Genomic DNA, 23207 nt, shown 5'->3' with positions numbered 1-23207 from the left:
TCAAGACCTTACAGTTTAAAACACCATAAGGTTACACCCGCGAATATCAGAATTATCAAAACGCCCAATCACTTCAAATGACCCATCCTTATTTACACGTCCCAAATCTTGAGTAGCTATAAATGCACAAGAATTAATATTGGCTAAATCAATAACATTAATTCCTCCAGTTTTATTATAATTTTGAATACTAAGAGCATCTTCAGTATTGCGGGTTAAAACTTTCATCCATGGCGGGCAGTTAAAAACACCTTGTCCTTTGGAATATCCTTGACTTAAAAGTTCGGTCATGCCATATTCACTATGAATATTTTCAACGCCAAACCCGTCTTTCAATATGTTGTGAAGTTGGGTTCTAATCAATTCTTTCCTTCTACCTTTCATACCACCAGTTTCCATGATTATGGTATGTTTTAGGTTAAATGTATACGTTTCAATTAAATCCAATAAGGCAAAAGAGACCCCAATTAACAATACTTTTTTTTCTTCAGCATCAGCTTTAATTAAAGTGTCCTTCAATTCAGAAATATTATTTAAATAAAAACCACTTTCAGCATGTTTAGATGCTTTAATCATAGTGTCTACCATATAAATTAAGGATGAACCTTCGCGTTCTAAATAAGAAGGAAGCAACCCTAAAACTACATAATCTTCAATATTGCCATAAAACTGTTCAAACCCTTTTGTAAAGCTTTGAATATAAACGCCTAAATCTGTGACATGATGTTTGCTAGTTGTGCTTCCAGTAGTTCCAGAACTGGTAAAAGTTGTTTCAACAGACGATTTAGAACTTAAAATAGTTCGTGTTTTAAAGAACTGAATGGGTAAAAAAGGGATGTCCTGTATGGTTTTTACATCGCTGGGATGTTTGTATAGTAAATCGCAAAAAGACCGATACACACTGTTGTTTTCAAATTGAAACTTGAAAACTTGTAGTGCTAAATCTTCAAATTCAGTTTGATTTTTAATATTGAAAATGGCGTTGGTATCAATCATGCTTTTATAAAAAAACAAAAGTATAGAAAATAAAAAAGCGTTGCTACTAGCAACGCTTTAAATATAATAGTATAAGTAATTTATTGAATAACTAATTTTTTAGTTACAAATGCATTGTCTTGTTCTACTTTCATAATATAAACACCAGTATTTAAATTAGAAACATCCAGTTTATTATTAGTTATGGTTTTGCCAATAATACGTTTTCCTAAAATACTATAAACAGAGACATCCATTTTAGAATTGCTTCTGCTTGAAATGTTTATATACCCTAAATTTGTTGGGTTAGGGTACATCTCAAAACCATCAATAAGGTTATCTTCTACAGAAAGAGGTGGACAGTTAGAAGTTGGTCTAGAACCTAATATAGCACAATTTCCTACTGCTTCTAAGGCTACGTTTGATAAATCCCAATCTGAATAACCATCAACACCATCATCTAGATATTGAATACCTATAAAAACATTAGATATTGCACCTGTTTCAGCAAATATATCTACTTCGTATGAACCAGCATTAACAATTATATCAATCGAGTTCCAAGTAGCTAATGAAGGACATGTCGTGTAATCTGTTGCGTATTGAATATCTAAATCAGTAGTTCCAAAACTTTCAGTAGCATCAAAAGCTAATATTAAATCAGAAGCAGAGCTTAAGTCAAGAGGGCCAAAAACTAACCAAGTATTAACTGTTTCTTCACAACCACCACCGCAAAAACCATTCATAGAATAAGTTCCAGAGGATTCCGTCCACTCATCTAAATCAGTATTAGTTTGTACTGTTACCATTTCAAATAGTTCTGAACCTCCACCACTTAAATCAAAACAAGTAGAAGTTGTCAATATTGAAAAGAATACACCATTACTATCTAATTCATCAGTTCCGTTCATTAGACGAACTTGACAATCAAAATCGCCACCACCAGAAGTATCAACTGTAAATGGACTAGTTACATCCGAATTAACATTTCCGTTTACAACAACATCTATTCTATCCCCAGCTTGCTGGTTTTCAGTCGTCCATGTAATGTCAACACTGTTTGTTCCAACTGGGAATTCGGAAAAATCTGCAGGAGAAGTTACATTTATTTCTGGAAATAAGTCTAAGTCTTCAGCTATACCAATAAAATCTAGTGCAATATCTTCGTCACCATCATTTAAATTATTGAATGTAATTCTTATATCAGCCACGGTTCCTGTCCCTATGGGTAAATCAAATTCGGTCCAATCTGAAGTAATTTCGGTTCCATCACCAAAACCATCAGCGTTGGTATCTACTGCTGGAGCTTTATTAAAATCATTTGAAGAGCCATCAGGCCTTAATGCTTTTGCTTCTATGCGCAGTAATTCAATAAAACTACCGGAATTATCATAATCAATTTCAACTACAAAACTTGAGTCATTATCCCAGTCTTCATTAGTCCCATCGTCATCTTCAGCGATGTCTAGAACAAGTGTCATGTTGGTAAAACCTGCAATATCAATATCATCAAATTCTAAAGTACAAACATCAGCATTTGGAGGTTCAGCATCAGTATCCATAGCGGCAAAATAAAACCCTCCAGCTTCACTACTAGTAATAGTATATGACGATGCTATATCTGAACCATCTGTTCTAGTAAAAAAATCTGTAGCCCCATCATTAAATTCTGCAGGTGTTGTTGTGTACCTTGTGCCATTTCCATCAGATTCAAATTCTTCTATCCAAACTATTTCTTGCCCAAAAGAGAGGCATGAAATTAAAAAAGTAAAAAGTAAAATGTAAAGTTTTTTCATAAAAAAGTTGATTAATTAATTAAGAAACTAATTTATGAATTTTTTTGAAAAAAATTTAACTAAATAGATTATTTGTAGAATTATTTACTAAAAAATAACAATTTATTTACTTTATTACTAATTTTCGTGTTTCGCTAACGTTATTTTCTGTAATCTTTAAAATATACACCCCTTTGTCCAAGTTTGAAATATTTAATTCTTTACCAGTTAAACGAGTTGTGAATATTTGTTTTCCCAATACATTATAAAATTCAACGTACTTGTTTGAGTTAAGTTTTGAAGTAATGTATATATAGGTTTTTAAACTATTAACAGGGTTTGGATATATAGATAGCCCTTCTATAGTTTGTTGTATAGACTTACTGTTAGCAACATTTTGAGCTATACCATATTGGGTTGTAAAAAATGCTAAAGTTATAAATAAAGATAAAAAGTAGTTTCTTTTCATACGCTACATTCAGTTAAGTAAAGGTAATAAATTGCTACAAAAGTGATGCCAAAAAAGTGTTAAGGATTATAGTAATTGGTCGAAATATTAAATTCCCGTTTGCCAATTGTTACCTTAACGTTATTAATCTTAGAATTTCAATAAAATTATGTTATAAGTTTTATCTTTACTTCAATAAACAAGTACATCAAGAATGAAAAAGAAGGATATCAAAATATTATTAGTTGATGATGAGCCAGATATTTTAGAAATAGTTGGATATAATCTATCAAGTGAAGGCTATCAGGTAATTACTGCTGAAAATGGACAAGAAGGTGTTAATAAAGCAAAAAAGGAACTACCGCATTTAATTATTTTGGATGTTATGATGCCCGAAATGGATGGTATTGAGGCTTGTGAAATTATTAGAAAAAACCCAGATTTAAAAAACACAATAGTTACTTTTTTAACAGCAAGAGGCGAAGACTATTCCCAAGTTGCAGGTTTTGATGCTGGAGCGGATGATTATATAACGAAACCCATAAAGCCAAAAGTATTAGTAAGCAAAGTAAAAGCTTTGTTAAGACGTTTTAAAGAGGAAGATATTGCCGATACTCTAAAAGTTGGAAGTTTGGTAATAAATAGGGACGAATACAAGATTATTTCAAAAGGTAAAGAACTTGTTTTGCCTAGAAAAGAATTTGAATTGTTATCTTTACTAGCGTCTAAACCAGGAAAAGTTTTTAAAAGAGATGAAATTCTTGATACGGTTTGGGGTAACGAAGTCGTTGTGGGCGGTAGAACAATAGATGTTCATATTCGTAAATTACGCGAAAAATTAGGAGATAAAAGCTTTAAAACCATAAAAGGAGTTGGCTACAAGTTTGTAGATTAATGCAAGCAAAATTTAAAAAATCATATCGATTTGCGATTAAAACATCGCTATATGTTACTGTATATATAACGCTCTTAATGAGTGTTTTTTTATATTATTTCTATGTGCCTAAATGGTTTCTCATATTAGGTTTTTCGGTTAGTGTATTTGTATTTTCATTTCTTATTGTTCAATTTAGTGTAGAACGTTTTATATACAAACGTGTTAAAAAGATTTATGATGATTTAACACTTTTAGAATCGGCAAGTATAAGAAAAGGATCGATTACTACAGATATGCGCACATTGACTCAGGAAATAGATAAATTTGCGCGAGATAAAAAAATTGAAATTGAAACCCTTAAAGTTAGAGAGGAATATAGAAAAGAGTTTTTGGGTAATGTGTCACATGAACTAAAAACACCATTGTTTACCGTTCAAGGTTATATATTAACCCTGTTAGACGGTGCTATGGATGATAAAAATATTAGGGAAAAGTATTTGCAAAGAGCGAGTAAAGGTATAGAAAGACTCGGCTATATCATTAAAGATTTGGATATGATAACCAAGTTGGAAGTTGGAGATCTAAGATTGAACATAGACGTATTTGACATCGTAGAATTGGTGGAAAATGTATTTGATATGTTAGAAATGAAAGCGGCTAAAAAAAGAATAACACTAACATTTGATACGGACTATAATAGCCCAATATTGGTTAGAGCCGATAAAGAGCGGATACAACAAGTGCTAGCAAATTTAATAGTAAATTCTATAAAATACGGAAACGAAAAAGGTACGACCGAAGTTAGTGTGGAAAACTTAATAAAGAATAAAGTTATTGTACGCGTAACCGATAATGGCGAAGGTATTATGAAAAGGCACTTACCGCGTTTATTTGAGCGTTTTTATAGAGTAGATAAAAGTGGCTCAAGAAAAGAAGGTGGTTCAGGTTTGGGCTTATCTATAGTGAAGCATATTATTGAAGCACATGATGAAAGAATATATGTGGAAAGTGAATATAATGTAGGTAGTGAGTTTTCATTTACCTTAGAAAAGGCTGAATAAATCGGTATAGTCTACTTTAAAATCAAACGATTTTAACCCTTTATAAGCTGGAATTTCATCTAATTTTTTTATTCTGAAATTATTTTGGGCACAACTTGGAACTAAACTCATTTCAGACAATTGTTTAGCTAAATATTCTTGTTCAAATTGTCCAGGAGTAGGTATAAAAAATGCTTTTTTGTTAAGTTTAGCTAAGTCCATAATAGTCGTATAACCCGATCGAGATATTACTACAGCACTTTCGTTTATTGTTTTTTCTAATAAACCAGATGTCATAAAATTATAAATAGTTATATGCCCATGAACTTCTATAGTTTGCTCTTTTTCCATGATACCTTTTACAAAAACCACTTTTCCTGTATAGTCTTTTAATTCTCGTAAAAGGGTGTCTTCTAAGAAGGTGCGTTGCGGTTCAGGGCCCGAAATTAAAATCATTAAATTATTTTTAATCTCAGAATCAGTTTTAGTAAATCGGCTTAACGGACCAATATACTTGGTAGGAATTTCAAAAGATTCAACATGACCTAATTTTCCGCTTAGATTGACATCACTTTCAACATCAGGAATCCAACATGCATTAAATTTTTTAATGATTTTTTGATGTATCTTAGTACTTAACCAAGTAGTATTGCCACTTAAAACATTTAACTGGTGCGTAATGAAAACGGAAGGCACTTTTTTATTACGTACTCCCAATCGGTTATCCGAAATAATACCCGCAATATCATTATGCTTTAGAATAGAAGAAATAGCTTTTTTTTCAGCTTTAAGCGCCTTTAAAAATTTAGGCGAATCTTTTAGAAGCTTTAATTTAAAAAGCTTTCCGTTTTTAGCATAAGTTATATTATAAGAAGGTAATTCAATAGTTGAAAGATTAGGAAATTCTTTTCGCAGCAATGTTAAAGCTGCGCCGTCGCTAGCAATAATAGGAACAAAGCCTTCGTCTATTAAGGCATTGATAATAGGTATGCATCTAGTAGCATGTCCAAGACCCCAATTTAGTGGTGCGACTAAAATTCTTTTTTTCATTTAAGTAATTATCTATGTGCTAAGGATCGAGCTTTGGCTATGGATTTGTCATGATCGCAGTCGAAGAGCCTCAATTCCGTTGATGGGTTTTTATTAAAATTCAAAGATAAGGATATTAAGTCTCGAGTATATTTCCTTAATTTTACCAAAATTAAAGTAATAACAAGAAATAGTTAATAAACTTTGGGAAGCAAAAACAAACTCAGAAGATTCAAAGAAAACGAAACCTTTGCAAATGTATTTCAACCCACTAGGGATGAATTGGTTAATTCAAATTTCAATTTAAAGGGGCATTGGAGAACACAAGTTTTTAAAAATGAGAACCCGTTGGTGTTAGAATTAGGTTGTGGCAAAGGTGAGTATTCCGTTGCTTTAGCAGAAAAATACCCCAATAAAAATTTTATAGGAATAGATATAAAAGGTGCCCGTTTTTGGCGAGGGGCAAAAACAGCTGTTGAGGAAGGTATTCCAAATGTGGCATTTCTTCGTACCCAAATAGAGTTAATAGATCATGCCTTTGCCGAAAATGAGGTAGATGAAATCTGGATAACTTTTCCAGACCCACAAATAAAATATAAACGTACCAAGCATCGTATGACCAATGCAGAGTTTTTAAAACGCTACAAGCTCATTTTAAAACCAGAAGGTGTTGTAAACTTAAAAACCGATAGTGAATTTATGCATGGGTACACCCTTGGCTTACTTCATGGTGCAGGACATGAAGTCCTTTACGCTAACCATAATGTTTATAAACAAGAAGGTAGCCCCGATGAAGTTACCAGTATTCAAACTTTTTATGAGTCCCAATATCTAGAACAAAACAAACCAATTACGTATATTAGGTTCAAAATTAAATAATAGTGGATATTACCATAGTCTTTATTTTAGGATTGTTTTTAGCACTTATTGGGGTTGTTCCGCCAGGATTATTAAATATGACAGCTGCTAAAATAAGTTTAAAAGAAGGCCACGTAAGAGGTATTATGTTTTCAATAGGCGTTTGCGTTGTTGTTTTAGTACAAACATATGCAGCAGCTATTTTTGCGCGTTATTTAAGTATGCACCCAGAGGTTATTGATGTGCTTCGTCGTGTAGCTTTAGTTATTTTTATTTTAATTACAATCTATTTTTTATTCATTGCTAAATCAAAACCAAAACAGCAAATAGAGCCAAAAATAAAGAGTAAGCATAGTCGGTTTTTTCAAGGCGTACTTATGTCTGCAATTAATGTATTTCCTATTCCTTACCAAGCATATATGACAATTACTTTGGCATCGTACGGTTGGATGTCGTTTGAACAAATAAGTATTATGTCCTATATATTTGGAGCAGCAACAGGAACCTTTGTCATGCTCTACATGTATATTTTCTTTTTTGATAAAATAAAAAGTAAAGCATTTACCTCCCAAAAAAACATGAATCGCATTATTGGTGGAATAACTGGTATTATATCTATTGTAACTTTAATTAATATAATTCGCGAGTTTTAATAATGAAACAGCCATAAGGTAAAGTAGTATTTTATTGATTCAAATAATATGTATGTTACATGTGTCATTTAAGAAATAATAAACACTATCACATGAAACCAGAAACTCTTAATTTTTTTGATAAAGTTTACAAAGTCGCAAAACTCATTCCTTACGGCCGAGTTACAAGTTATGGTGCCATAGCAAAATATTTAGGAGCCGCTAGAAGTTCACGTATGGTGGGTTATGCTATGAATGGGTCAGGAGGTAAAGATGTGCCAGCGCACCGAGTGGTTAACAGAAAAGGGTTGCTTACAGGAAAACATCATTTTGATGGTACTAACCTTATGCAGCAACTTTTAGAAAATGAAGGTGTTAAGGTTGTTGAAAATCAAATTCAGGATTTTGAATCTGTATTTTGGGACCCATCAAAAGCATTGTAAATATGTCCTAATTATTCAAAAATTCACAAATAATCACATATTACTTAACCACTAAAAAACAACACCAACACCCAAACTAAAGGTTGAAAACCCAATATCACCAATTTTTAAATGCTCATAGCCCCCAGAAAACTTATACTGTTTTCTATGATAATTTAAAAGTGCATTAAACTTGTTAATAGAATTACTATTAATGAGCGTTTGATTGAAGTTAGATTCCAAACTAAAAGGTTTAACAAAAAACAGTTCAACCCCTAACCCATAAGTAAAACCCAGCTCATCAACATTTCCGTCAATGTAAGAAGCGCCTAATCCCCACCACGCATTAAAACGTTCGGTTCTTACACGATGATATTTAACTAAAGCCGTATAAATGGCTAATGCGTTATTCCCAAAATTCGGGTTTACTTCCCATAACTGTAAATAATCTATTTCGAGACCAACTCTTTGAAGAAACCTCGTGTTTATATTTAAATGATTGCCGTATAATCTATTAGTTTCAAATATAAGTCGATTAGAAATCGATGTTGTAAACACTTCGCTATCCGCATTCCATTCATAAGTATAATTACCCGTATTGCCACTTTTATAAGGGTGTTTAGTTAAAACAGCATGACTCCCTCTGTGTTTCATTTCAAATGGACTTTCTATAGCTACAGAATACGCTGAATATAGAAAAGCTTTAACAAAAAACTCTCCAATAACTTCAGTTAAAAAATTATTTTTAGAATCATCATTACTACCACTATTATTATATCTAGATTTATAAGAACGGCTTTTGCTTTTTTTGCTTTCTTTTAAACTATCTTCGGCCTTATCGATTTTACTTTGACTATAGCTTTCCGAGTTAAATATAATTACGACTAAGAAAAAAAGAAAGAAGTGCTTCATGGTTTCGTGAATGAAAATTGAAAGACTAACATATCACACAAACTATGCCGTTTTTAGATTTAATTACTAATCCAAAATTCAATAACAAATCATAATAACTATATAAACAAAACTTCTAACAACGCGCTTCTGTCTTCAATCTTTATTGTCTATATTTGCCTTTAGAATGATTCTTAATTAGTGAAAACTATGGTTTAAAAACGCACTGAGTTAAATCATGATAATTGAACTAATCTCGATTTTATATCGAGGTCTTTTGAAACAGATATCAAATAGAATATGAAATTAAATAAACAAGATATATTAAAAGCACTCGAAAATATAACCGTTCCTGGTGAAGGGCAAAATATGGTAGAAAGCGGTGCTATAAAAAACGTCATGACTTTTGGTGATGAGGTTATAGTCGATATCACAATTAAAAACCCAAGCTTACAAGCCAAAAAGCGTACAGAAGTTGATATTCTAAAAACCATTCATGAGCAGGTTTACGAAAAAGCTAAAATTACGGTTAATGTTAAAGTAGAAGCACCAGCTAAACCCAAAGCAAATGTTATAAAAGGGAATCCAATTCCGGGTATTAAAAATATAGTAGCAGTAGCATCAGGTAAAGGCGGCGTAGGTAAATCTACAGTTACGGCAAACTTAGCAGTAACTTTAGCTAAAATGGGCTTTAAAGTGGGTGTTTTAGATGCTGATATTTACGGGCCATCAATTCCCATTATGTTTGATGTTGAAGCTGAAAAACCTTTAGCGGTTAACATTGACGGGAAATCTAAAATGAAACCGATAGAAAATTATGGAGTTAAAATATTATCCATTGGGTTTTTTACACAACCCAATCAAGCTGTGGTTTGGCGAGGACCTATGGCAGCCAAAGCATTAAATCAAATGATTTTTGATGCACATTGGGGAGAGATAGATTTTTTACTTATAGATTTACCTCCAGGAACTGGCGATATTCATCTAAGTATTATGCAATCTTTGCCTATTACTGGGGCTGTTGTGGTAAGCACACCTCAAAATATAGCTTTGGCAGATGCTAAAAAGGGCGTTGCTATGTTTCAGCAAGAAAGTATAAATGTTCCCGTTTTAGGAATTATAGAAAATATGGCGTATTTTACTCCTGCTGAGCTACCTGATAATAAATATTTTATCTTTGGAAAAGGAGGTGCAAAAAATCTAGCTGAAGATTTAGAAGTGCCATTTTTAGGTGAAATTCCATTAGTGCAAAGTATAAGAGAGGCTGGCGATGTTGGGCGGCCAGCTGCATTACAAACAGCAACACCTTTAGAACAGGCTTTTGAGAAATTAACCCAAAATGTAGTTCAAGAAGTGGTAAGACGAAATGATGATTTGCCGCCAACCGAAGCGATTAAAATTACAACGATGGCAGGTTGCGCAGCAGTAAAAAAATAATAGATGACTTCAGAAGAAATTAAATTAAATGTTGAAAAAGCGCTAGATGAAATCCGTCCGTTTCTGCAAAGTGATGGTGGTGATATTTCATTATTGTCTATTGAAAACGATAATCTTGTAAAAGTTCAATTGCAAGGGGCTTGCGTAGGTTGCAGTGTTAATCAAATGACACTAAAATCTGGTGTGGAAATGACTATAAAAAAGTATGCACCTCAAATAGAACAAGTTATTAATATTGATGCGTAGTTAAAAGTCAACTATAAAAGTGTCAATTAAAATATCATAACAATGAAAAAGGGAATCTAAAAATTGTAAAATTTTGAAGATTCCTTATTTTTTTCCTATCCTTTCAAATTAGCTAATAAATTGTATTAAAATAAAGACACAAACCTTAAATTTGTGGCACGAATTATGACATGCTTTTAATAAAAGTATAAAAATCAAGTAATGGAAGACATCAATATAAAAATAACAGATAGAGATGGTGTAACGCATGAAATTGTAGCACCAACAGATATGGCTATGAACCTTATGGAAGTTGTAAGGTCTTATGAGCTTGCTCCAGAAGGTACTATAGGTGTTTGTGGTGGTATGGCTATGTGTGCCTCTTGCCAGTGTTATGTTAATAGTGAAACAGAATTGCCAGAAATGAGTGATGATGAAGAAGCTATGTTGTCAGAAGCTTTTGATGTAAAGGATAATAGCCGTTTAGGTTGTCAAATACAAATAACGCCAGAAATGGAAGGTCTTGAAGTCGAGTTAGCGCCAGAGAGTTAATGCATTTACCACCAAACCAAAAACATTTTCTTTAGTTCACCGTTATTAAACTTTATCCAACATAAAGCAGAAAATTGCTGTTCAAAATAATTTTCCGTAAGCACTTTAAATGCCTTAAAGTTTAACCAACTTACATTAGTGTGTGGAAGGATTAACCAGTCTTTTTTATTTGGAATGTAAAATTTACAATCTTTGAATTGGTCTAGCTCATTTAGATTGATGTAAAACCCAACAATACAATCTGTGTTTAAAGTTTTAAGTTGGATATCTCGATGATGATAAGGCACAAACAATTGTGCTTTAAAATATACGTGTTGCGAAATATCTTCAGAATTTAAATGGAACTCATTTAAATAGGATTTACAAGCATCAGTGTAGAGCAGAGGCAACTGTTTTTCTGTTAGTTTAGTAAGTTTTTCTTTTAAAGAATCCTTTCTGTTTGGACCAATAAAATGATCGATTTCAGTTTTACCAACAGAGGCGTCATATAGGTAAAATTTATAAATAACCTCTAAATGAATCGGTTTGTTGTTCCTCAGAAGCAGACAATCCAATTCGCCTAAAGTAATCTTGTCATTTTGAATTTGAATATTTTCAGATAAAATAGAAATATCTTTTTGTTGTTGTAGTTCAAAAGACACCAAACGTTCAACATATTTACCTAAACGTAGTTTTTCATCTAAAACAATCTCTATTGTATTAGATTTTGAAGTGATTTTAAATTGAGGCAGATTAAAAATAACATTACTTTTCCATAAACATGGCGTATTTAAAAAGCCTTCATATCTTTTTTGAATCATTCAGTTTTGTAATTTACTAACTTTTTGGGACCTTCAAGTAAAACCCTTACAATTTGTAAAGTCCCATCTTCTTTGGTGGCAATTTGCCATTTAATTAATGATATTTGACCGTTTTCAATTTCAATCCCCGTAATACTTCTAGGGTGGACACAACTACCGTCATTAAAAAAAGCAATATCTCCAGGTTCAGGAAAACGTGGTCTGTGGGTATGTCCAACAACGGTTATTAAATTCTTATTTTCGGTAATCCATTTTTTGGTTCTGCGTTCAACTTTAATGAGTTCTTTATAATTTTTTGCAGGGCTTGTAGGATCAGCAATGCCCATAACATTTAGAGGCTTCCATAGAACGCGAACCATAAATCGACTCCATTTCCAAAATAAAAAATTCCACCAATCAGCTTGATGCCCATGCGTTAAAAACACCTCTTGTCCTGTTGCGCAGTGTTTTAAAACAATACCTTCATGGTAAGTAATATTACTAAAAAGTTCAACATTTGCACCTGTTTTAGCATCAAAGTACGTAGATAAATGCTTTTTTACATAATCAGGATTTCGGTAAACCATATCGTGGTTTCCCCAAATCATGTGTAGTCTATTAGCATTATGAAATTGTTTCATAAGCATATACACATTTTTATGTGCATTCAATAAAGATTTAAAAGACAAGTTTTCCCAAAGTTCGTCGCCATCCCCTAATTCGCAATACTGAAAACCTTCAATGTAATAATGCTTTAAGGCATGAAAATAAATATTTCGGTTATTGGCAAAATCATCAGCAAAACTATTATCGCCTCGGTGGCAATCGCTAAAGAGTATAAACTTGCTATCATCATCAAAATCGATGATTTTTGCAGTTGCATAGGCGTTATCTAACCTTTTCTTGGATGAAAACATATAGTAAATGTAAACAAAAAGAGACGGTCTAAAAAGTGTCATTCTGAATGAAATGAAGAATCTCTTAATAATTTAACACATTGATTATTAATTTGACAAGATTCTTTGCTTTGCTATGAATGACAAAGCTAATCACTTTTTAGATCGTCTCTTTTAAGTTTTAGAACAAAAGAGCTGTTAATGAAAAGCGTACTGCAATCCAAAAGTTAAATTATAATTCTGTTTTAATTGAATACCGTTTAAATCTTGATAAAGCGGTGTTGTGATTTCAGTTGCAAAACGCAACCCCTTTAATCCGCCATTTAAAATTAAATAGTTTAAACCAAAACCAGAATTAAGATATGTACCACCTGAGTTTGCTGTATCGGCAGTAGTCACCATCATAGGGTTTAACAAAGTACTTGCTCCATCGATTTTATCAATAAGCACACCTTCTAATCTTACGGAAACACTTAAATTATTTCCCGCTTTAGCGGCAATCCAGTTATTAAATTTATAGCGGTTTCCAAATTTATAATCTTGATCGTTATCATTTATATTTAGCATTCCCGTTAATTGATGACCCCAAGAAAATTTGTTGCACTGCCCTAGATAAGTCAGCCCTAAATTAGCACCAAAAGACCCCGTTCCTAATTGCATAGGGTAAGGTAATTGTACTTCATTGCCCATAGAGACAGGGAGTACATTTTTTTCTTCAATGCTACCTGTTGGAATAGAAACACCAACTTGAGCATGCAATGCTTTTCTATTTTTATTAAAAATGCTGTATAATGCATTAACAGAAACATCGCCTAAGCCATTTGTATTGGTAGAAAATACATTGCCATTGCGCATTTGTAAATTCATGTCGTTTTCCAAATAATTAGCCATAACCATTACTGTTATTTTGCTGGATGGTGCATACATAATACCTAGCATATGCATATTCATGGTCATATCAAGAGGAGCGACCATGTAGTTAGCGTGTCCATTAACTGTTGTAGCATCATCGGTGCCTTGTCTAAGTGTTCTCATATCCATAGTCATGTATCGGTAAGAGAACATAAATTCACCTTTATGGTGTACATGGTCTGCCATTACAGAAATAGGCGCATGACCGTCTGGCCTACCAGAGGTCCAAAAATTTGTTTTTTCTTTATCTTGAGCAAAAGTTATTGTAGATGCAACACATAGTATTGCAATGAGTAAATATTTCATTGTATAATTTTAAAATAATGTAAAATAAATTGTGTTTCTAAACGGAAATGTTCCGAAGAAATTAAAAAAATAAATAGAAGTATTACACGAAATCTGGTGGTTGAAAGGCACTATAATTATAATCGAAATGATATAATTTTTGATATGAAAAGACAGCCCCTTTTTTAAAGGCTATAAACGATTGAAATGGATTTATTTTGAAAATATTCACAAATCCAATAGGATAGTTTTCTAGTGAAACCCGTAAAGAATTAGGTTCGTTTTCTTGTTGCTTTTTTAATTCCTTAACTAAATAACATTTACCATTACATTGCAGCTTAGGTTTGTCTTTATTGACACATAAAAACTCAGCAATATAATCTTGATTAAGGACATATTCAACATAAGGTTGTACGGGTCTTAGCATGGCTACCATGTACAAGAAAACAAAAAATATTGTTATAAGTTTATGCAAAAGCTAAGTTTTTGGCAAATATATAATTAGATGCGAAATTATACTAAAGCTTGTATCATTTTAGTTAAATTTTTAGTCCTTTAGTTTTTCAATAGCAAATGCAAGTAAGCGTTCAACAAATTTGGTATAGGCCAATTCGGAAGGGTGTAAACCATCCGAAGCTACTAAATCTGGATTGTCTAATCCCATTCTGGTAATGTCTGTTATATTTACAAATACAATATCATTATTAGCGCAATAGTTTTCGGCAAAGGCGTTGTATTTGGCTATATCCATAGAGATATTTGAATTTCCATTTCCAAAGGGGGTAAAAGCATAATCTGGTATAGAAATAACGATTAGGTTATTTTTATCTCCTTTTGCTTTAGTGATAGCTGTATTTACAAGGTTCGGAAATTCAGTTTGATAAACTGAAAAAGAGATATTTTGAAACTGATTATTTACACCAACTAAAAGCGTTGCTAAATCATAGGTATTCGACAAATTTTCTGCTATAATAGCATCGATTAAGTTTGTTGTCGTCCAACCTGTTCTGGCAATTACTTTTAAATCGATACTTATATCAGATTCAAAATTGTTAATGATACTATCTTTTAATTGTTCAGGAAATCTGCATGTTTCACAAACATTTTGTCCAATAGTGTAACTGTCGCCAAGAGATAATAAATTAAAAGTTGTGCTATTGGCTTCTTCTTCTTCTTCTTCTTCTTCTTCTTCTTCTTCTTCTTCTTGGTTCTCCGCTTCTAAATCTTCATTTTGAATAGTGATTGTTTCATCATTGTTAGAACAAGACATCAGAACAAAAGAAAATATAAGACATATAAAAATATTCTTTTTCATTTTTTAAATAAAGATACAAATACTTTATTTAAATGCATTTAACCCAGTAATATCCAGACCAGTTATTAGTAAATGAATATCATGAGTCCCTTCATAAGTAATAACACTCTCTAAGTTCATGGAATGTCGCATAATGCTATACTCTCCAGTTATACCCATGCCGCCTAACATTTGTCGAGCTTCTCGGGCAATATTAATGGCTATATCCACATTGTTACGTTTAGCCATTGATATTTGTGCTGAGGTGGCTTTGCCATCATTACGTAAAACACCTAAACGCCATGTTAGAAGCTGTGCTTTGGTAATTTCGGTAATCATTTCAGCAAGTTTTTTCTGTTGTAATTGAAATTGGCCAATAGGTTTCCCAAACTGAATACGTTCTTTGCTATAACGTAAAGCGGTATCATAACAATCCATAGCAGCGCCAATAGCGCCCCAAGCAATACCATAACGAGCAGAATCTAAGCAACCTAATGGAGCGCCTAAGCCAGATTTGTTAGGTAAGAGGTTTTCTTTGGGTACTTTTACATTGTCAAAAATAAGTTCGCCAGTTGCTGAGGCTCGTAGCGACCATTTATTGTGTGTTTCTGGTGTAGAAAACCCTTCCATGCCACGCTCAACAATAAGGCCATGTATACGTCCACTTTCATCTTTAGCCCACACGACAGCTACTTGTGCAAAAGGAGCATTAGATATCCACATTTTAGCGCCATTTAGTAAATAGTGATCACCTTTATCTTTAAAGTGAGTGACCATACCCCCTGGATTGCTACCATGATCAGGCTCGGTTAAACCAAAACATCCAATCCACTCACCACTTGCTAATTTAGGCAAGTATTTTTGACGTTGTTCTTCATTGCCATATTTCCAAATAGGGTACATGACTAATGACGATTGTACAGATGCTGTAGAGCGCACACCAGAATCACCACGTTCAATTTCTTGCATAATTAGACCATAGCTAATTTGATCTAATCCAGCACCGCCATATTCCATAGGAATGTAAGGTCCAAAAGCGCCAATTTCTGCTAAACCACTAATAATTTGTTTTGGAAATTCTGCTTTTTGAGCATACTCCTCAATAATAGGAGAGACATCGCGTTTTACCCATTCGCGGGCTGCATCTCTTACTAATTTATGTTCGTCGGTAAGTAGCTCATCTAAGTTGTAATAATCTGGAGCTTCAAATAGGTCTGGTTTCATAAAGACTAGTTTTTGATGTTTTTTAGAATAGAATTATTAATAAAAACAGTGTTTTTTTAACAATTCAATACTTTGGTGGGTCAAATTTAACTAAAGCAACTGAATCATTCAGCATTTTAAAGGAGAAATTTATAGATTTAGAAACTGAGCAAGCAAACTATGAAAGTGATGAACACCTTGTTCTCTTGTTGGAGAATATCGACCAGATTTATAGAATGACGAATTAACCCCTTTTTGAACATTTTCTACAATGGCCTCATCTTCTTTTTCTACCTTTTCCAAACCACTGCCTGCACCTTGTTCTAACTTAGATGCATCAAGAACATACGATATAAATGAGACTTTAGTTTTATTAAGTGTTATTGGCTGAATAATATTAAGAGATAATCCCCACGGATAAAAATTAAACATCATGTTGGGAAATACCCAGTAATAGTAGGCTGCAACATGTTTGCCATAATCTATATGATCTTTTGGTAAATCAAAAGTATTGGTAGATTCATCTGAATATCCAATTTGAAGGTTACAATATTGGTAGGTTTCTGTTTTGTAGCTACCATAATCCAAAACAGCATCTAAATCGTTATGTACAAAAGGGACATGGAATCCTTCTAAATAATTATCGCAATATAAAGCCCAATGCGCATTAACAATAAAATCTTTATTTAAAGTTTCTGATGGTATAAATTTATCAATAGGAAGGAACCCAATACGCTCATTCATTTTATCAATGACTTGTTGAAAATTAAACAATGGTTTTAATCCAACAAATAATAAACTTCCCCATTTTACTAAAGGGAATTCATGTAAGTTGTCACATGGTTTAGGAAAGTTAGTAACTTCCTTAAACTCTGGCATAAATTCGAATTCGCCCTTAAGGTTAAATTTTCTACCATGATAACCACAAGTTAGTTTTTTTAGTTTCCCAGGTTTTAAGACTACTAAGTTTCCACGATGCGTACAAACATTAGATAAACAATTTATTTTTTGATTATCATCTTTGGATAATAATAAAGGTTCTGAAATGTAGTTGTCTAATAATGTAAAAGGATACACGGATTGAGTTTTACTTAATAGGTTTTCATCACCTATAAATTGCCAGGATTTAAGAAATACATGGTCTTTTAAAGCTTCAAAAGTACTTGGATCTTTATAAAAAAAAGCTGGAAGTGTTTCTGCTTTTCTAATATCTGAATCAATAATGTATGTCTTTGTCATAACTAATTTAATTGTACATTCGCTTTTCGTCCCTAATTTACTCATTTTAAAATTTACTGCTTTTTAAACCAACCAAATGAATCAAAAGAATGAAAAGTCACAAAAAATTGGATTACTAACAACAACGTCATTAGTTGTTGGAAATATGATAGGTGTCGGTATTTTTGTGCTTCCAGCTGCTTTAGCTAAGTATGGAACTATTAGTCTTTTAGGATGGGTGTTTACAGCCATTGGAGCTATAATACTTGCTAAAATATTTAGTAATTTTAGTAAAATAATTGTTAGTAAAAGTGGTGGGCCATATACCTATTCTAGAGCAGGATTTGGTGATTTTATTGGATTTTTAATGGCCTGGGGATATTGGGTGTCATGTTGGGTTGGTAATGGAGGAATTGCCATAGCCATTGTTGGCGCTTTAAGTTTCTTTTATCCAGTCTTAGAAACCCATTCGCTCTACCAAGTTAGTATTGGGTTGTTGTTAATATGGCTTTTTACTTGGATAAATTCAAGAGGCGTAAAGGAATCTGGTAGAGTTCAAGTTGTAACAACAGTACTAAAACTATTGCCTTTAGCATTTGTAATTATAGTAGGGTTGTTTTTCTTTAGATTTGAAAATTTTCCAGCTTTCAACTTAACCGGTGAAAGTAATTTTGCTACAATTCCAGTAGTGGCGGCTTTAACTTTATATGCTTTTTTAGGAATTGAATGCGCTACTATTCCAGCAAGTAATGTAGAGAACCCAGAGGTAACAGTTCCTAGGGCAACTATGATAGGCACAATCTTAACGACTATAGTTTATATATTAAGTACCGTAGTTTTGTTTGGTATATTACCCATGGATGTATTGCAAAACTCTGCAGCTCCATTTGCTGAAGCTGCTCAGTTAATAGCTGGTGATTTTGGAGGGTATTTTGTTGCTGTTGGTGTTATAATTTCTGGTTTAGGTGTTTTAAACGGGTGGGTTTTAGTCACTGGGCAGTTACCAATGGCAACAGCTAAAGATAATTTGTTCCCAAGGATTTTTAAAAAGGAAAATAAAAAGGGAGCACCTGTAATAAGTTTAGTTATTGGAAGTGTGTTATCTTCTTTAGTTATGCTTATGAATTTTACTGAAGGATTGGTGGATCAGTTTCAAATTATTGTAGAGATTGTTGTATTTGTGGCTCTAATGCCGTATTTGTTTACATCTGCTGCTTATATTTTAGTCATTATAGAGAAAAAGCTTCATGCAAATAACTGGGTAAAAACATTAGTTTTAGGCGGGTTAGGTATAGCGTTTTCTATTTGGGCTATTTATGGTACAGGTTCAGAAACTGTATTTTACGGGTTTCTATTATTAATGTCCGGAATGCCATTTTATATTTTAATGCAATGGAATAAAAGAGAATAACTACATTTTTAAATAAAACTCTTTGGTTAAATTTATATAATCCTGAGTGTATTGATGCCTTTTGGTTTCAATAATTAAGGTGTTTGTTCTTATAGCCCTTGGAAATTTCGAATGGTTAGGTTTTCCGAAAGAAAATTCAATCAAGCTTCTTTTTATTTCAGATGTTGGGTTGCCTTTTACATGCAAAATTTCATTAGGGTAAAGATTGAATTTAGCAGCTAATGTTATAAAGTTGATTTCCTCTTTAAAAGGAATAACCACTGAAAATGTACCACGTTCAGAAAGTAATATGGAGACACTTTTAAGTAAATGTTCAAATGGCATAGCGTCTTGAAAACGTGCTAAATCGCGTTGCGTATTATCCGTTTTATAGTCTTCAGCATAGAAAGGTGGATTACAAATAATTAAATCATATTGATCCTCAATTTCATCGGCAAACGTTTCTAAAGAAGTGTGGTAACAAAATAATCTATCGCCCCAAAGTGATTGTTCAAAGTTGTCTACACATTGTTCGTAGGCGGTATCATCAATTTCAATAGCATCAATCACCTCAATCTCTATAGGTATTAAAGAGCTTCGTTGTGCCATCATCAATGATAAAATACCAGTTCCTGCCCCGATATCTAGAATAGAATATGGATTGCTTTTTAATGAAACCCAAGCACCTAGTAATACACTATCTGTTCCAATTTTCATAGCGCATTGATCTTGGTTAATCTTGAAATTTTTAAATATAAAGGGCTTTTTGGACATATTACGAATATGGATTTTAAAGTAGGCAAATATAGTTCTAAATTATAGTTTGAATCTTAAACGTTTAATAAAAAATATTAAAATAATTCAGACAAAATGCATATTATATCGATAAAATACATATATTAGCAACCTTAGCCTACAAAATAATTAAATATGTGCTATTATTTAAACCCCAAAAACGATGAAAAAACCAAATCAAATTATCCTAAAGTTAAACGAACTTTTAGCTATTAATAGTGATGCTGAAAAAATTTATTTAGATGCCTTAAATCAAGTTGAAGATGAGGCTTTAAAAAATTTCTTTAGAGCAATGGCTTTTGAACGCAATGAATTCTGTAGGTTTTTAGGTGCAGAAATCCTTCAAGAAGGAGGCGAGCCTAAATATCCAGAACATAAAAAACATATATCTGTTGATCTTTGGTCGAACAATCTAACCTATATAGCAACTATTAAGGATGAATATGCACTTTTAGATGAAGTTTGTAATATTAAGTCTTGGAGTATTAAAAAATACCATGAGATTATTGATAAAATGAAATTTCCAGAAAACACCCTTCAATTACTAATAAAACAGCGTAACACTATTGAAAATAGTTTAAACAATCTTAAGATTAGCGAAAGCCTAAATTTAGCTTAAGTAGTATGGGGTAGAATTGTAATTAATTTGGTTAAAGATATAAATCAATTAAACCTTCAGGCGTTTCAACAAGAATGGTTTTGTTGGTTCTGTCTACTTTAACAATAAACTCATCATTCATTGGGATAAGAATTTCAATGCCATTTCTGTCTATTTCAAAAAGGGATTGAGCAGTTGAGTCATTTATAGCTTTAATAGTACCGACATTTCCAAAATTTTTGTCTGTTATCGTAAAGCCAATTACTTCATGAAAGTAAAATTTGTTACCTTCTAATTTTGGTAATACATCTAGAGGTAAGTATAAACCACTTTTCATAATAGCATCAGCATCGGCTTCAGCATCAACATCTTCAAATTTTATACGGAGTAATTCAGATTTGTGTAATTGCGAACGTTCAACAAAAAACGGCACAAGGTTATTTCTAAGCTCTAAAAAAATAGCATCTAAATGTTCGTAAAGTTCAGGTTGGTCGGTATCCAATTTAGCTAAAACCTCGCCTTTAAAACTGTATTTTTTAACAATTTTTCCTAAGTAAAAACAATCTTCTTTTTTCATAGAAAGCTAATTTTTTTCATTTCCGCGAAGGCGGAAATCTTTATAATCTAATTTTCGTTATTACCATTTTTTGACTATCACTCAACATCAATTTTAGCAAGAATCTATTTAAAAATTCATGAGATTCCTATCTTCATGGGAATTATTTAATCAAACTCCTAAAAGTTTGATTAAATAAAAAACTCCGATATTTCTATCGGAGTTTAAAAGTATAAAAAAAATAATTTTTATTCTTCTTCGTTTGAAGCTTCTGCGTCAGGAGCAGTTTCTTCAACTACTTCTTCTTCAACAGGAGCAGGAGCTGCCGCAGCAATTCTTGCTTCGTTAACAGCTTTTTCAGCTGCTAATGCATCTGCTTTAGCTTTAGCTTCAGCTTCTGATAAACCATCTGCTTTAGCCTGAACTTTACTTTCTTTTTCTTCTAACCAAGCTGCAAATTTAGCTTCTGCTTGCTCTTCAGTTAAAGCCCCTTTTCTAACACCACCTACAAGATGATTTTTTAGTAAAGCGCCTTTGTAAGATAATAAGTTTTTAGCAGTATCAGTTGGTTGCGCACCATTCTGTAACCATGTTACTGTACCATCAACGTTTAACTCTACTGTTGCTGGGTTTGTGTTTGGGTTGTAGATACCTAATTTTTCTAAGTATTTACCGTCTCTTTTTGAACGTGCATCTGCTGCAACGATCCAATAGAAAGGTTTTCCTTTTTTACCGTGTCTTTGTAATCTAATCTTTACTGGCATAATAATTAATTATTTGAGGTTCTCGACCTCGGTTATTAATGAGGGCGCAAAGATATTATTATTTTTTAATATTACAGCACTTTATTTGTGTAGATTTTTTTAGCTATAAAATTGATTTTTAGAACAATAAGCAAACGGGCTCAGAAATTTTAGTGTCATGCATAAATTTTAATAGTCCTGTGGAAGCATTAACACTAAAAACAGAAATATTATGACTCCATCTATTGGCTACAAGTAAAAATTGTCCAGTTGGGTCTAAAGTGAAATTTCTGGGCCAATTACCATGAACAGATATAGTTTGTATTTTGTTTATGGTACCACTATTAGTTTCTCTTTTAAAAACAGCTATCGTATTTTCCCCCCGGTTTGAGGCGTATAAAAAACGCTCATCTTTGGATAAGTGAATGTCGGCACATGAGTTTTTTCCATTGTAGTCGGCTTCTAAAGTGGAGTCTTCGTCAATTTTAGTAAACCCTTTTTCAGTTTTCTGTCCTACAGTAATAGAACTGCTATATTCATTAATAATATAAATAAATTTGCCGTTATTAGTTAAAGCAAAATGCCTTGGGCCTGCATGATTTGCTAAGTCAACAATTGATGAATCTATGAGTTTAAATTTGTCATTTTCTAATTGGTAGTTATAAACAGCGTTCTTCCCTAAATCAGAAACGTATAATTGATTTTTATAAAATTCTGCTGAATGTACATGGGACACTATGCTATCAACATTATGTTCTAAAACCTGAAAAGCTTCTGTTAAAGTCCCGTCATTTGCTATCGTATGTATTGAGGCATTTCCGCCTGTATAATTTGAAACAATAGCTTTGTTTCCTGATTTGTTTATAGCCACATGACAAGGGTGTGCCCCATGGGTACTGACTTTACTTAATAAAGTCAGGTGCTTATTATCGGTAATCTTAAATGAAGAAACCATCCCTTTTTCATGTTCAACTACAGCATAAATATGTTTTTTGTCTGGAGAATAGCTAAGATAAGAAGGGTTTTCTGCCTTAGCAACCAATTCCTTGTTTGTTAACGCTCCTGTTTCTGTATTAAATGTTAGCTTATATATACCTTCACTATCCCCACCAGTATAGGTTCCAACATAAAGTGTGGTGTCTTGAGCAGTGCAATTTAAAATACTTAATGTTAATAATAGAGTATATAGTTTAAGTTTCATAAAGGTGAATGTTTTTCAGTTCTTAAAAATAGAATAATTTCAAAGAACTTCGATAGAAAATGTTTTTGTTTTTGTTTACAACTGTTTATAACTTCACTTTAAAAATCTATCAATTCTATGTATTTTTATAAGCTCGTTATTTCCGACTGAACAAATACACAAATCAACGAATAAAC

26 protein-coding genes are annotated in these 23207 nt (G+C 32.6%); 10 read left to right on the top strand and 16 right to left on the bottom strand.

All coding sequences use genetic code 11. The annotated features are described in order from the left end of the window. Positions 1–15: 15 nt before the first annotated feature. From ABD941_RS05660 to ABD941_RS05650, 3 genes are all read right to left on the bottom strand, one after another. Positions 16–996, bottom strand: coding sequence for a LuxE/PaaK family acyltransferase (locus ABD941_RS05660; RefSeq protein ID WP_345273060.1), 981 nt, complete (start codon positions 994–996; stop codon positions 16–18). An 80-nt stretch (positions 997–1076) separates the two neighbouring features. Further along, positions 1077–2771, bottom strand: coding sequence for a T9SS type A sorting domain-containing protein (locus ABD941_RS05655; protein WP_345273059.1), 1695 nt, complete (start codon positions 2769–2771; stop codon positions 1077–1079). Between the two features lie 106 nt (positions 2772–2877). Beyond that, positions 2878–3219, bottom strand: coding sequence for a T9SS type A sorting domain-containing protein (locus ABD941_RS05650; RefSeq protein ID WP_345273058.1), 342 nt, complete (start codon positions 3217–3219; stop codon positions 2878–2880). A 193-nt stretch (positions 3220–3412) separates the two neighbouring features. Between ABD941_RS05650 and ABD941_RS05645 the strand changes: the two genes are divergently transcribed. Together ABD941_RS05645 and ABD941_RS05640 are read left to right on the top strand one after the other, a co-directional pair. Next, the gene (locus tag ABD941_RS05645; RefSeq protein WP_345273057.1) at positions 3413–4093 is read left to right on the top strand and encodes a response regulator transcription factor; all 681 of its coding nucleotides are present in this window, start codon (positions 3413–3415) and stop codon (positions 4091–4093) included. Next, on the top strand, positions 4093–5136 hold the full coding sequence (locus tag ABD941_RS05640) for a sensor histidine kinase (protein ID WP_345273056.1): 1044 nt from the start codon (positions 4093–4095) through the stop codon (positions 5134–5136). Before ABD941_RS05645 ends, ABD941_RS05640 begins: the two co-directional genes overlap by 1 nt. Here ABD941_RS05640 and ABD941_RS05635 read toward each other — a convergent pair. Further along, positions 5119–6165 (bottom strand): glycosyltransferase, encoded by a 1047-nt coding sequence (locus ABD941_RS05635; protein ID WP_345273055.1) that lies wholly within the window; start codon positions 6163–6165, stop codon positions 5119–5121. The two genes, ABD941_RS05640 and ABD941_RS05635, sit on opposite strands and share 18 nt — an antisense overlap. A gap of 183 nt (positions 6166–6348) precedes the next feature. On the opposite strand from ABD941_RS05635, the gene trmB reads away from it, so the two are divergent. From trmB to ABD941_RS05620, 3 genes are all read left to right on the top strand, one after another. Continuing rightward, positions 6349–7023 carry a tRNA (guanosine(46)-N7)-methyltransferase TrmB gene (trmB, locus tag ABD941_RS05630; protein ID WP_345273054.1) on the top strand — a complete coding sequence of 225 codons (675 nt, stop codon included), beginning with the start codon at positions 6349–6351 and terminating at the stop codon, positions 7021–7023. Between the two features lie 2 nt (positions 7024–7025). Next, positions 7026–7655: a LysE family transporter gene (locus ABD941_RS05625; protein ID WP_345273053.1), complete on the top strand. Its 630-nt coding sequence runs from the start codon at positions 7026–7028 to the stop codon at positions 7653–7655. 92 nt (positions 7656–7747) lie between these two features. After that, positions 7748–8077, top strand: a complete 330-nt coding sequence (locus ABD941_RS05620; protein WP_345273052.1) for an MGMT family protein — start codon at positions 7748–7750, stop codon at positions 8075–8077. Positions 8078–8128: 51 nt separating this feature from the next. Here ABD941_RS05620 and ABD941_RS05615 read toward each other — a convergent pair whose 3' ends face one another. Next, the gene (locus tag ABD941_RS05615) at positions 8129–8968 is read right to left on the bottom strand and encodes a hypothetical protein (RefSeq protein ID WP_345273051.1); all 840 of its coding nucleotides are present in this window, start codon (positions 8966–8968) and stop codon (positions 8129–8131) included. 279 nt (positions 8969–9247) lie between these two features. Here ABD941_RS05615 and ABD941_RS05610 point away from each other — a divergent pair, with 279 nt between their 5' ends. The 3 genes from ABD941_RS05610 to ABD941_RS05600 all read left to right on the top strand — a co-directional run bounded on the left by ABD941_RS05610 (position 9248) and on the right by ABD941_RS05600 (position 11161). After that, entirely contained in the window at positions 9248–10384 is a 1137-nt protein-coding gene (locus tag ABD941_RS05610; protein WP_345273050.1) for an Mrp/NBP35 family ATP-binding protein, read from the top strand. A 3-nt stretch (positions 10385–10387) separates the two neighbouring features. Then, positions 10388–10630 (top strand): NifU family protein, encoded by a 243-nt coding sequence (locus tag ABD941_RS05605; protein ID WP_345273049.1) that lies wholly within the window; start codon positions 10388–10390, stop codon positions 10628–10630. 201 nt (positions 10631–10831) lie between these two features. Then, the gene (locus tag ABD941_RS05600) at positions 10832–11161 is read left to right on the top strand and encodes a 2Fe-2S iron-sulfur cluster-binding family protein (protein ID WP_345273048.1); all 330 of its coding nucleotides are present in this window, start codon (positions 10832–10834) and stop codon (positions 11159–11161) included. A gap of 5 nt (positions 11162–11166) precedes the next feature. Here ABD941_RS05600 and ABD941_RS05595 read toward each other — a convergent pair whose 3' ends face one another. The 7 genes from ABD941_RS05595 to ABD941_RS05565 form a co-directional block, all read right to left on the bottom strand. Further along, the gene (locus ABD941_RS05595; protein ID WP_345273047.1) at positions 11167–11961 is read right to left on the bottom strand and encodes a DUF1853 family protein; all 795 of its coding nucleotides are present in this window, start codon (positions 11959–11961) and stop codon (positions 11167–11169) included. Next, positions 11958–12857, bottom strand: a complete 900-nt coding sequence (locus ABD941_RS05590) for a metallophosphoesterase family protein (protein ID WP_345273046.1) — start codon at positions 12855–12857, stop codon at positions 11958–11960. Before ABD941_RS05590 ends, ABD941_RS05595 begins: the two co-directional genes overlap by 4 nt. Before the next feature lie 177 nt (positions 12858–13034). Next, positions 13035–14054: a transporter gene (locus ABD941_RS05585; protein WP_345273045.1), complete on the bottom strand. Its 1020-nt coding sequence runs from the start codon at positions 14052–14054 to the stop codon at positions 13035–13037. A gap of 82 nt (positions 14055–14136) precedes the next feature. Next, positions 14137–14508 (bottom strand): hypothetical protein, encoded by a 372-nt coding sequence (locus tag ABD941_RS05580; protein WP_345273044.1) that lies wholly within the window; start codon positions 14506–14508, stop codon positions 14137–14139. Between the two features lie 72 nt (positions 14509–14580). Continuing rightward, entirely contained in the window at positions 14581–15348 is a 768-nt protein-coding gene (locus ABD941_RS05575; protein ID WP_345273043.1) for an SGNH/GDSL hydrolase family protein, read from the bottom strand. Between the two features lie 24 nt (positions 15349–15372). Next, on the bottom strand, positions 15373–16551 hold the full coding sequence (locus ABD941_RS05570; RefSeq protein ID WP_345273042.1) for an acyl-CoA dehydrogenase family protein: 1179 nt from the start codon (positions 16549–16551) through the stop codon (positions 15373–15375). Positions 16552–16680: 129 nt separating this feature from the next. After that, positions 16681–17769, bottom strand: coding sequence for an SRPBCC family protein (locus ABD941_RS05565; RefSeq protein ID WP_345273041.1), 1089 nt, complete (start codon positions 17767–17769; stop codon positions 16681–16683). 76 nt (positions 17770–17845) lie between these two features. On the opposite strand from ABD941_RS05565, the gene ABD941_RS05560 reads away from it, so the two are divergent. Then, positions 17846–19159: an amino acid permease gene (locus ABD941_RS05560; protein ID WP_345273040.1), complete on the top strand. Its 1314-nt coding sequence runs from the start codon at positions 17846–17848 to the stop codon at positions 19157–19159. Here the strand turns inward: ABD941_RS05560 and ABD941_RS05555 are convergent, their stop codons facing one another. Then, a complete protein-coding gene (locus ABD941_RS05555; protein WP_345273039.1) occupies positions 19160–19912 on the bottom strand; it encodes a tRNA1(Val) (adenine(37)-N6)-methyltransferase in 753 nt (250 codons plus the stop codon). Between the two features lie 184 nt (positions 19913–20096). Between ABD941_RS05555 and ABD941_RS05550 the strand changes: the two genes are divergently transcribed. Further along, a complete protein-coding gene (locus ABD941_RS05550; RefSeq protein WP_345273038.1) occupies positions 20097–20552 on the top strand; it encodes a DUF2383 domain-containing protein in 456 nt (151 codons plus the stop codon). 31 nt (positions 20553–20583) lie between these two features. On the opposite strand, the gene rimM is transcribed toward ABD941_RS05550, so the two are convergent. The 3 genes from rimM to ABD941_RS05535 all read right to left on the bottom strand — a co-directional run bounded on the left by rimM (position 20584) and on the right by ABD941_RS05535 (position 23031). Next, positions 20584–21108, bottom strand: coding sequence for a ribosome maturation factor RimM (gene rimM / locus ABD941_RS05545; protein WP_345273037.1), 525 nt, complete (start codon positions 21106–21108; stop codon positions 20584–20586). A gap of 227 nt (positions 21109–21335) precedes the next feature. Continuing rightward, positions 21336–21851, bottom strand: coding sequence for a 30S ribosomal protein S16 (locus tag ABD941_RS05540; protein ID WP_345273036.1), 516 nt, complete (start codon positions 21849–21851; stop codon positions 21336–21338). A 118-nt stretch (positions 21852–21969) separates the two neighbouring features. Beyond that, positions 21970–23031, bottom strand: coding sequence for a lactonase family protein (locus ABD941_RS05535; protein ID WP_345273035.1), 1062 nt, complete (start codon positions 23029–23031; stop codon positions 21970–21972). Positions 23032–23207 lie beyond the last annotated feature (176 nt).

Source organism: Flaviramulus aquimarinus (genome assembly GCF_039543205.1).
Taxonomy (GTDB): domain Bacteria; phylum Bacteroidota; class Bacteroidia; order Flavobacteriales; family Flavobacteriaceae; genus Flaviramulus_B; species Flaviramulus_B aquimarinus.
The sequence above is the reverse complement of the archived record's forward strand: the minus strand, read 5'-3'. Positions and strand labels throughout refer to the sequence as shown.

Excerpts from the sequence above, each read along its gene's own strand:
- ABD941_RS05660 (WP_345273060.1), bottom strand. The coding sequence starts at position 996 with ATGATTGATACCAACGCCATTTTCAATATTAAAAATCAAACTGAATTT.
- ABD941_RS05655 (WP_345273059.1), bottom strand. The coding sequence starts at position 2,771 with ATGAAAAAACTTTACATTTTACTTTTTACTTTTTTAATTTCATGCCTC.
- ABD941_RS05650 (WP_345273058.1), bottom strand. The coding sequence starts at position 3,219 with ATGAAAAGAAACTACTTTTTATCTTTATTTATAACTTTAGCATTTTTT.
- ABD941_RS05645 (WP_345273057.1), top strand. The coding sequence starts at position 3,413 with ATGAAAAAGAAGGATATCAAAATATTATTAGTTGATGATGAGCCAGAT.
- ABD941_RS05640 (WP_345273056.1), top strand. The coding sequence starts at position 4,093 with ATGCAAGCAAAATTTAAAAAATCATATCGATTTGCGATTAAAACATCG.
- ABD941_RS05635 (WP_345273055.1), bottom strand. The coding sequence starts at position 6,165 with ATGAAAAAAAGAATTTTAGTCGCACCACTAAATTGGGGTCTTGGACAT.
- ABD941_RS05620 (WP_345273052.1), top strand. The coding sequence starts at position 7,748 with ATGAAACCAGAAACTCTTAATTTTTTTGATAAAGTTTACAAAGTCGCA.
- ABD941_RS05615 (WP_345273051.1), bottom strand. The coding sequence starts at position 8,968 with ATGAAGCACTTCTTTCTTTTTTTCTTAGTCGTAATTATATTTAACTCG.
- ABD941_RS05610 (WP_345273050.1), top strand. The coding sequence starts at position 9,248 with ATGAAATTAAATAAACAAGATATATTAAAAGCACTCGAAAATATAACC.
- ABD941_RS05605 (WP_345273049.1), top strand. The coding sequence starts at position 10,388 with ATGACTTCAGAAGAAATTAAATTAAATGTTGAAAAAGCGCTAGATGAA.
- ABD941_RS05600 (WP_345273048.1), top strand. The coding sequence starts at position 10,832 with ATGGAAGACATCAATATAAAAATAACAGATAGAGATGGTGTAACGCAT.
- ABD941_RS05595 (WP_345273047.1), bottom strand. The coding sequence starts at position 11,961 with ATGATTCAAAAAAGATATGAAGGCTTTTTAAATACGCCATGTTTATGG.
- ABD941_RS05590 (WP_345273046.1), bottom strand. The coding sequence starts at position 12,857 with ATGTTTTCATCCAAGAAAAGGTTAGATAACGCCTATGCAACTGCAAAA.
- ABD941_RS05585 (WP_345273045.1), bottom strand. The coding sequence starts at position 14,054 with ATGAAATATTTACTCATTGCAATACTATGTGTTGCATCTACAATAACT.
- ABD941_RS05575 (WP_345273043.1), bottom strand. The coding sequence starts at position 15,348 with ATGAAAAAGAATATTTTTATATGTCTTATATTTTCTTTTGTTCTGATG.
- ABD941_RS05570 (WP_345273042.1), bottom strand. The coding sequence starts at position 16,551 with ATGAAACCAGACCTATTTGAAGCTCCAGATTATTACAACTTAGATGAG.
- ABD941_RS05565 (WP_345273041.1), bottom strand. The coding sequence starts at position 17,769 with ATGACAAAGACATACATTATTGATTCAGATATTAGAAAAGCAGAAACA.
- ABD941_RS05560 (WP_345273040.1), top strand. The coding sequence starts at position 17,846 with ATGAATCAAAAGAATGAAAAGTCACAAAAAATTGGATTACTAACAACA.
- ABD941_RS05555 (WP_345273039.1), bottom strand. The coding sequence starts at position 19,912 with ATGTCCAAAAAGCCCTTTATATTTAAAAATTTCAAGATTAACCAAGAT.
- ABD941_RS05550 (WP_345273038.1), top strand. The coding sequence starts at position 20,097 with ATGAAAAAACCAAATCAAATTATCCTAAAGTTAAACGAACTTTTAGCT.
- rimM (WP_345273037.1), bottom strand. The coding sequence starts at position 21,108 with ATGAAAAAAGAAGATTGTTTTTACTTAGGAAAAATTGTTAAAAAATAC.
- ABD941_RS05540 (WP_345273036.1), bottom strand. The coding sequence starts at position 21,851 with ATGCCAGTAAAGATTAGATTACAAAGACACGGTAAAAAAGGAAAACCT.
- ABD941_RS05535 (WP_345273035.1), bottom strand. The coding sequence starts at position 23,031 with ATGAAACTTAAACTATATACTCTATTATTAACATTAAGTATTTTAAAT.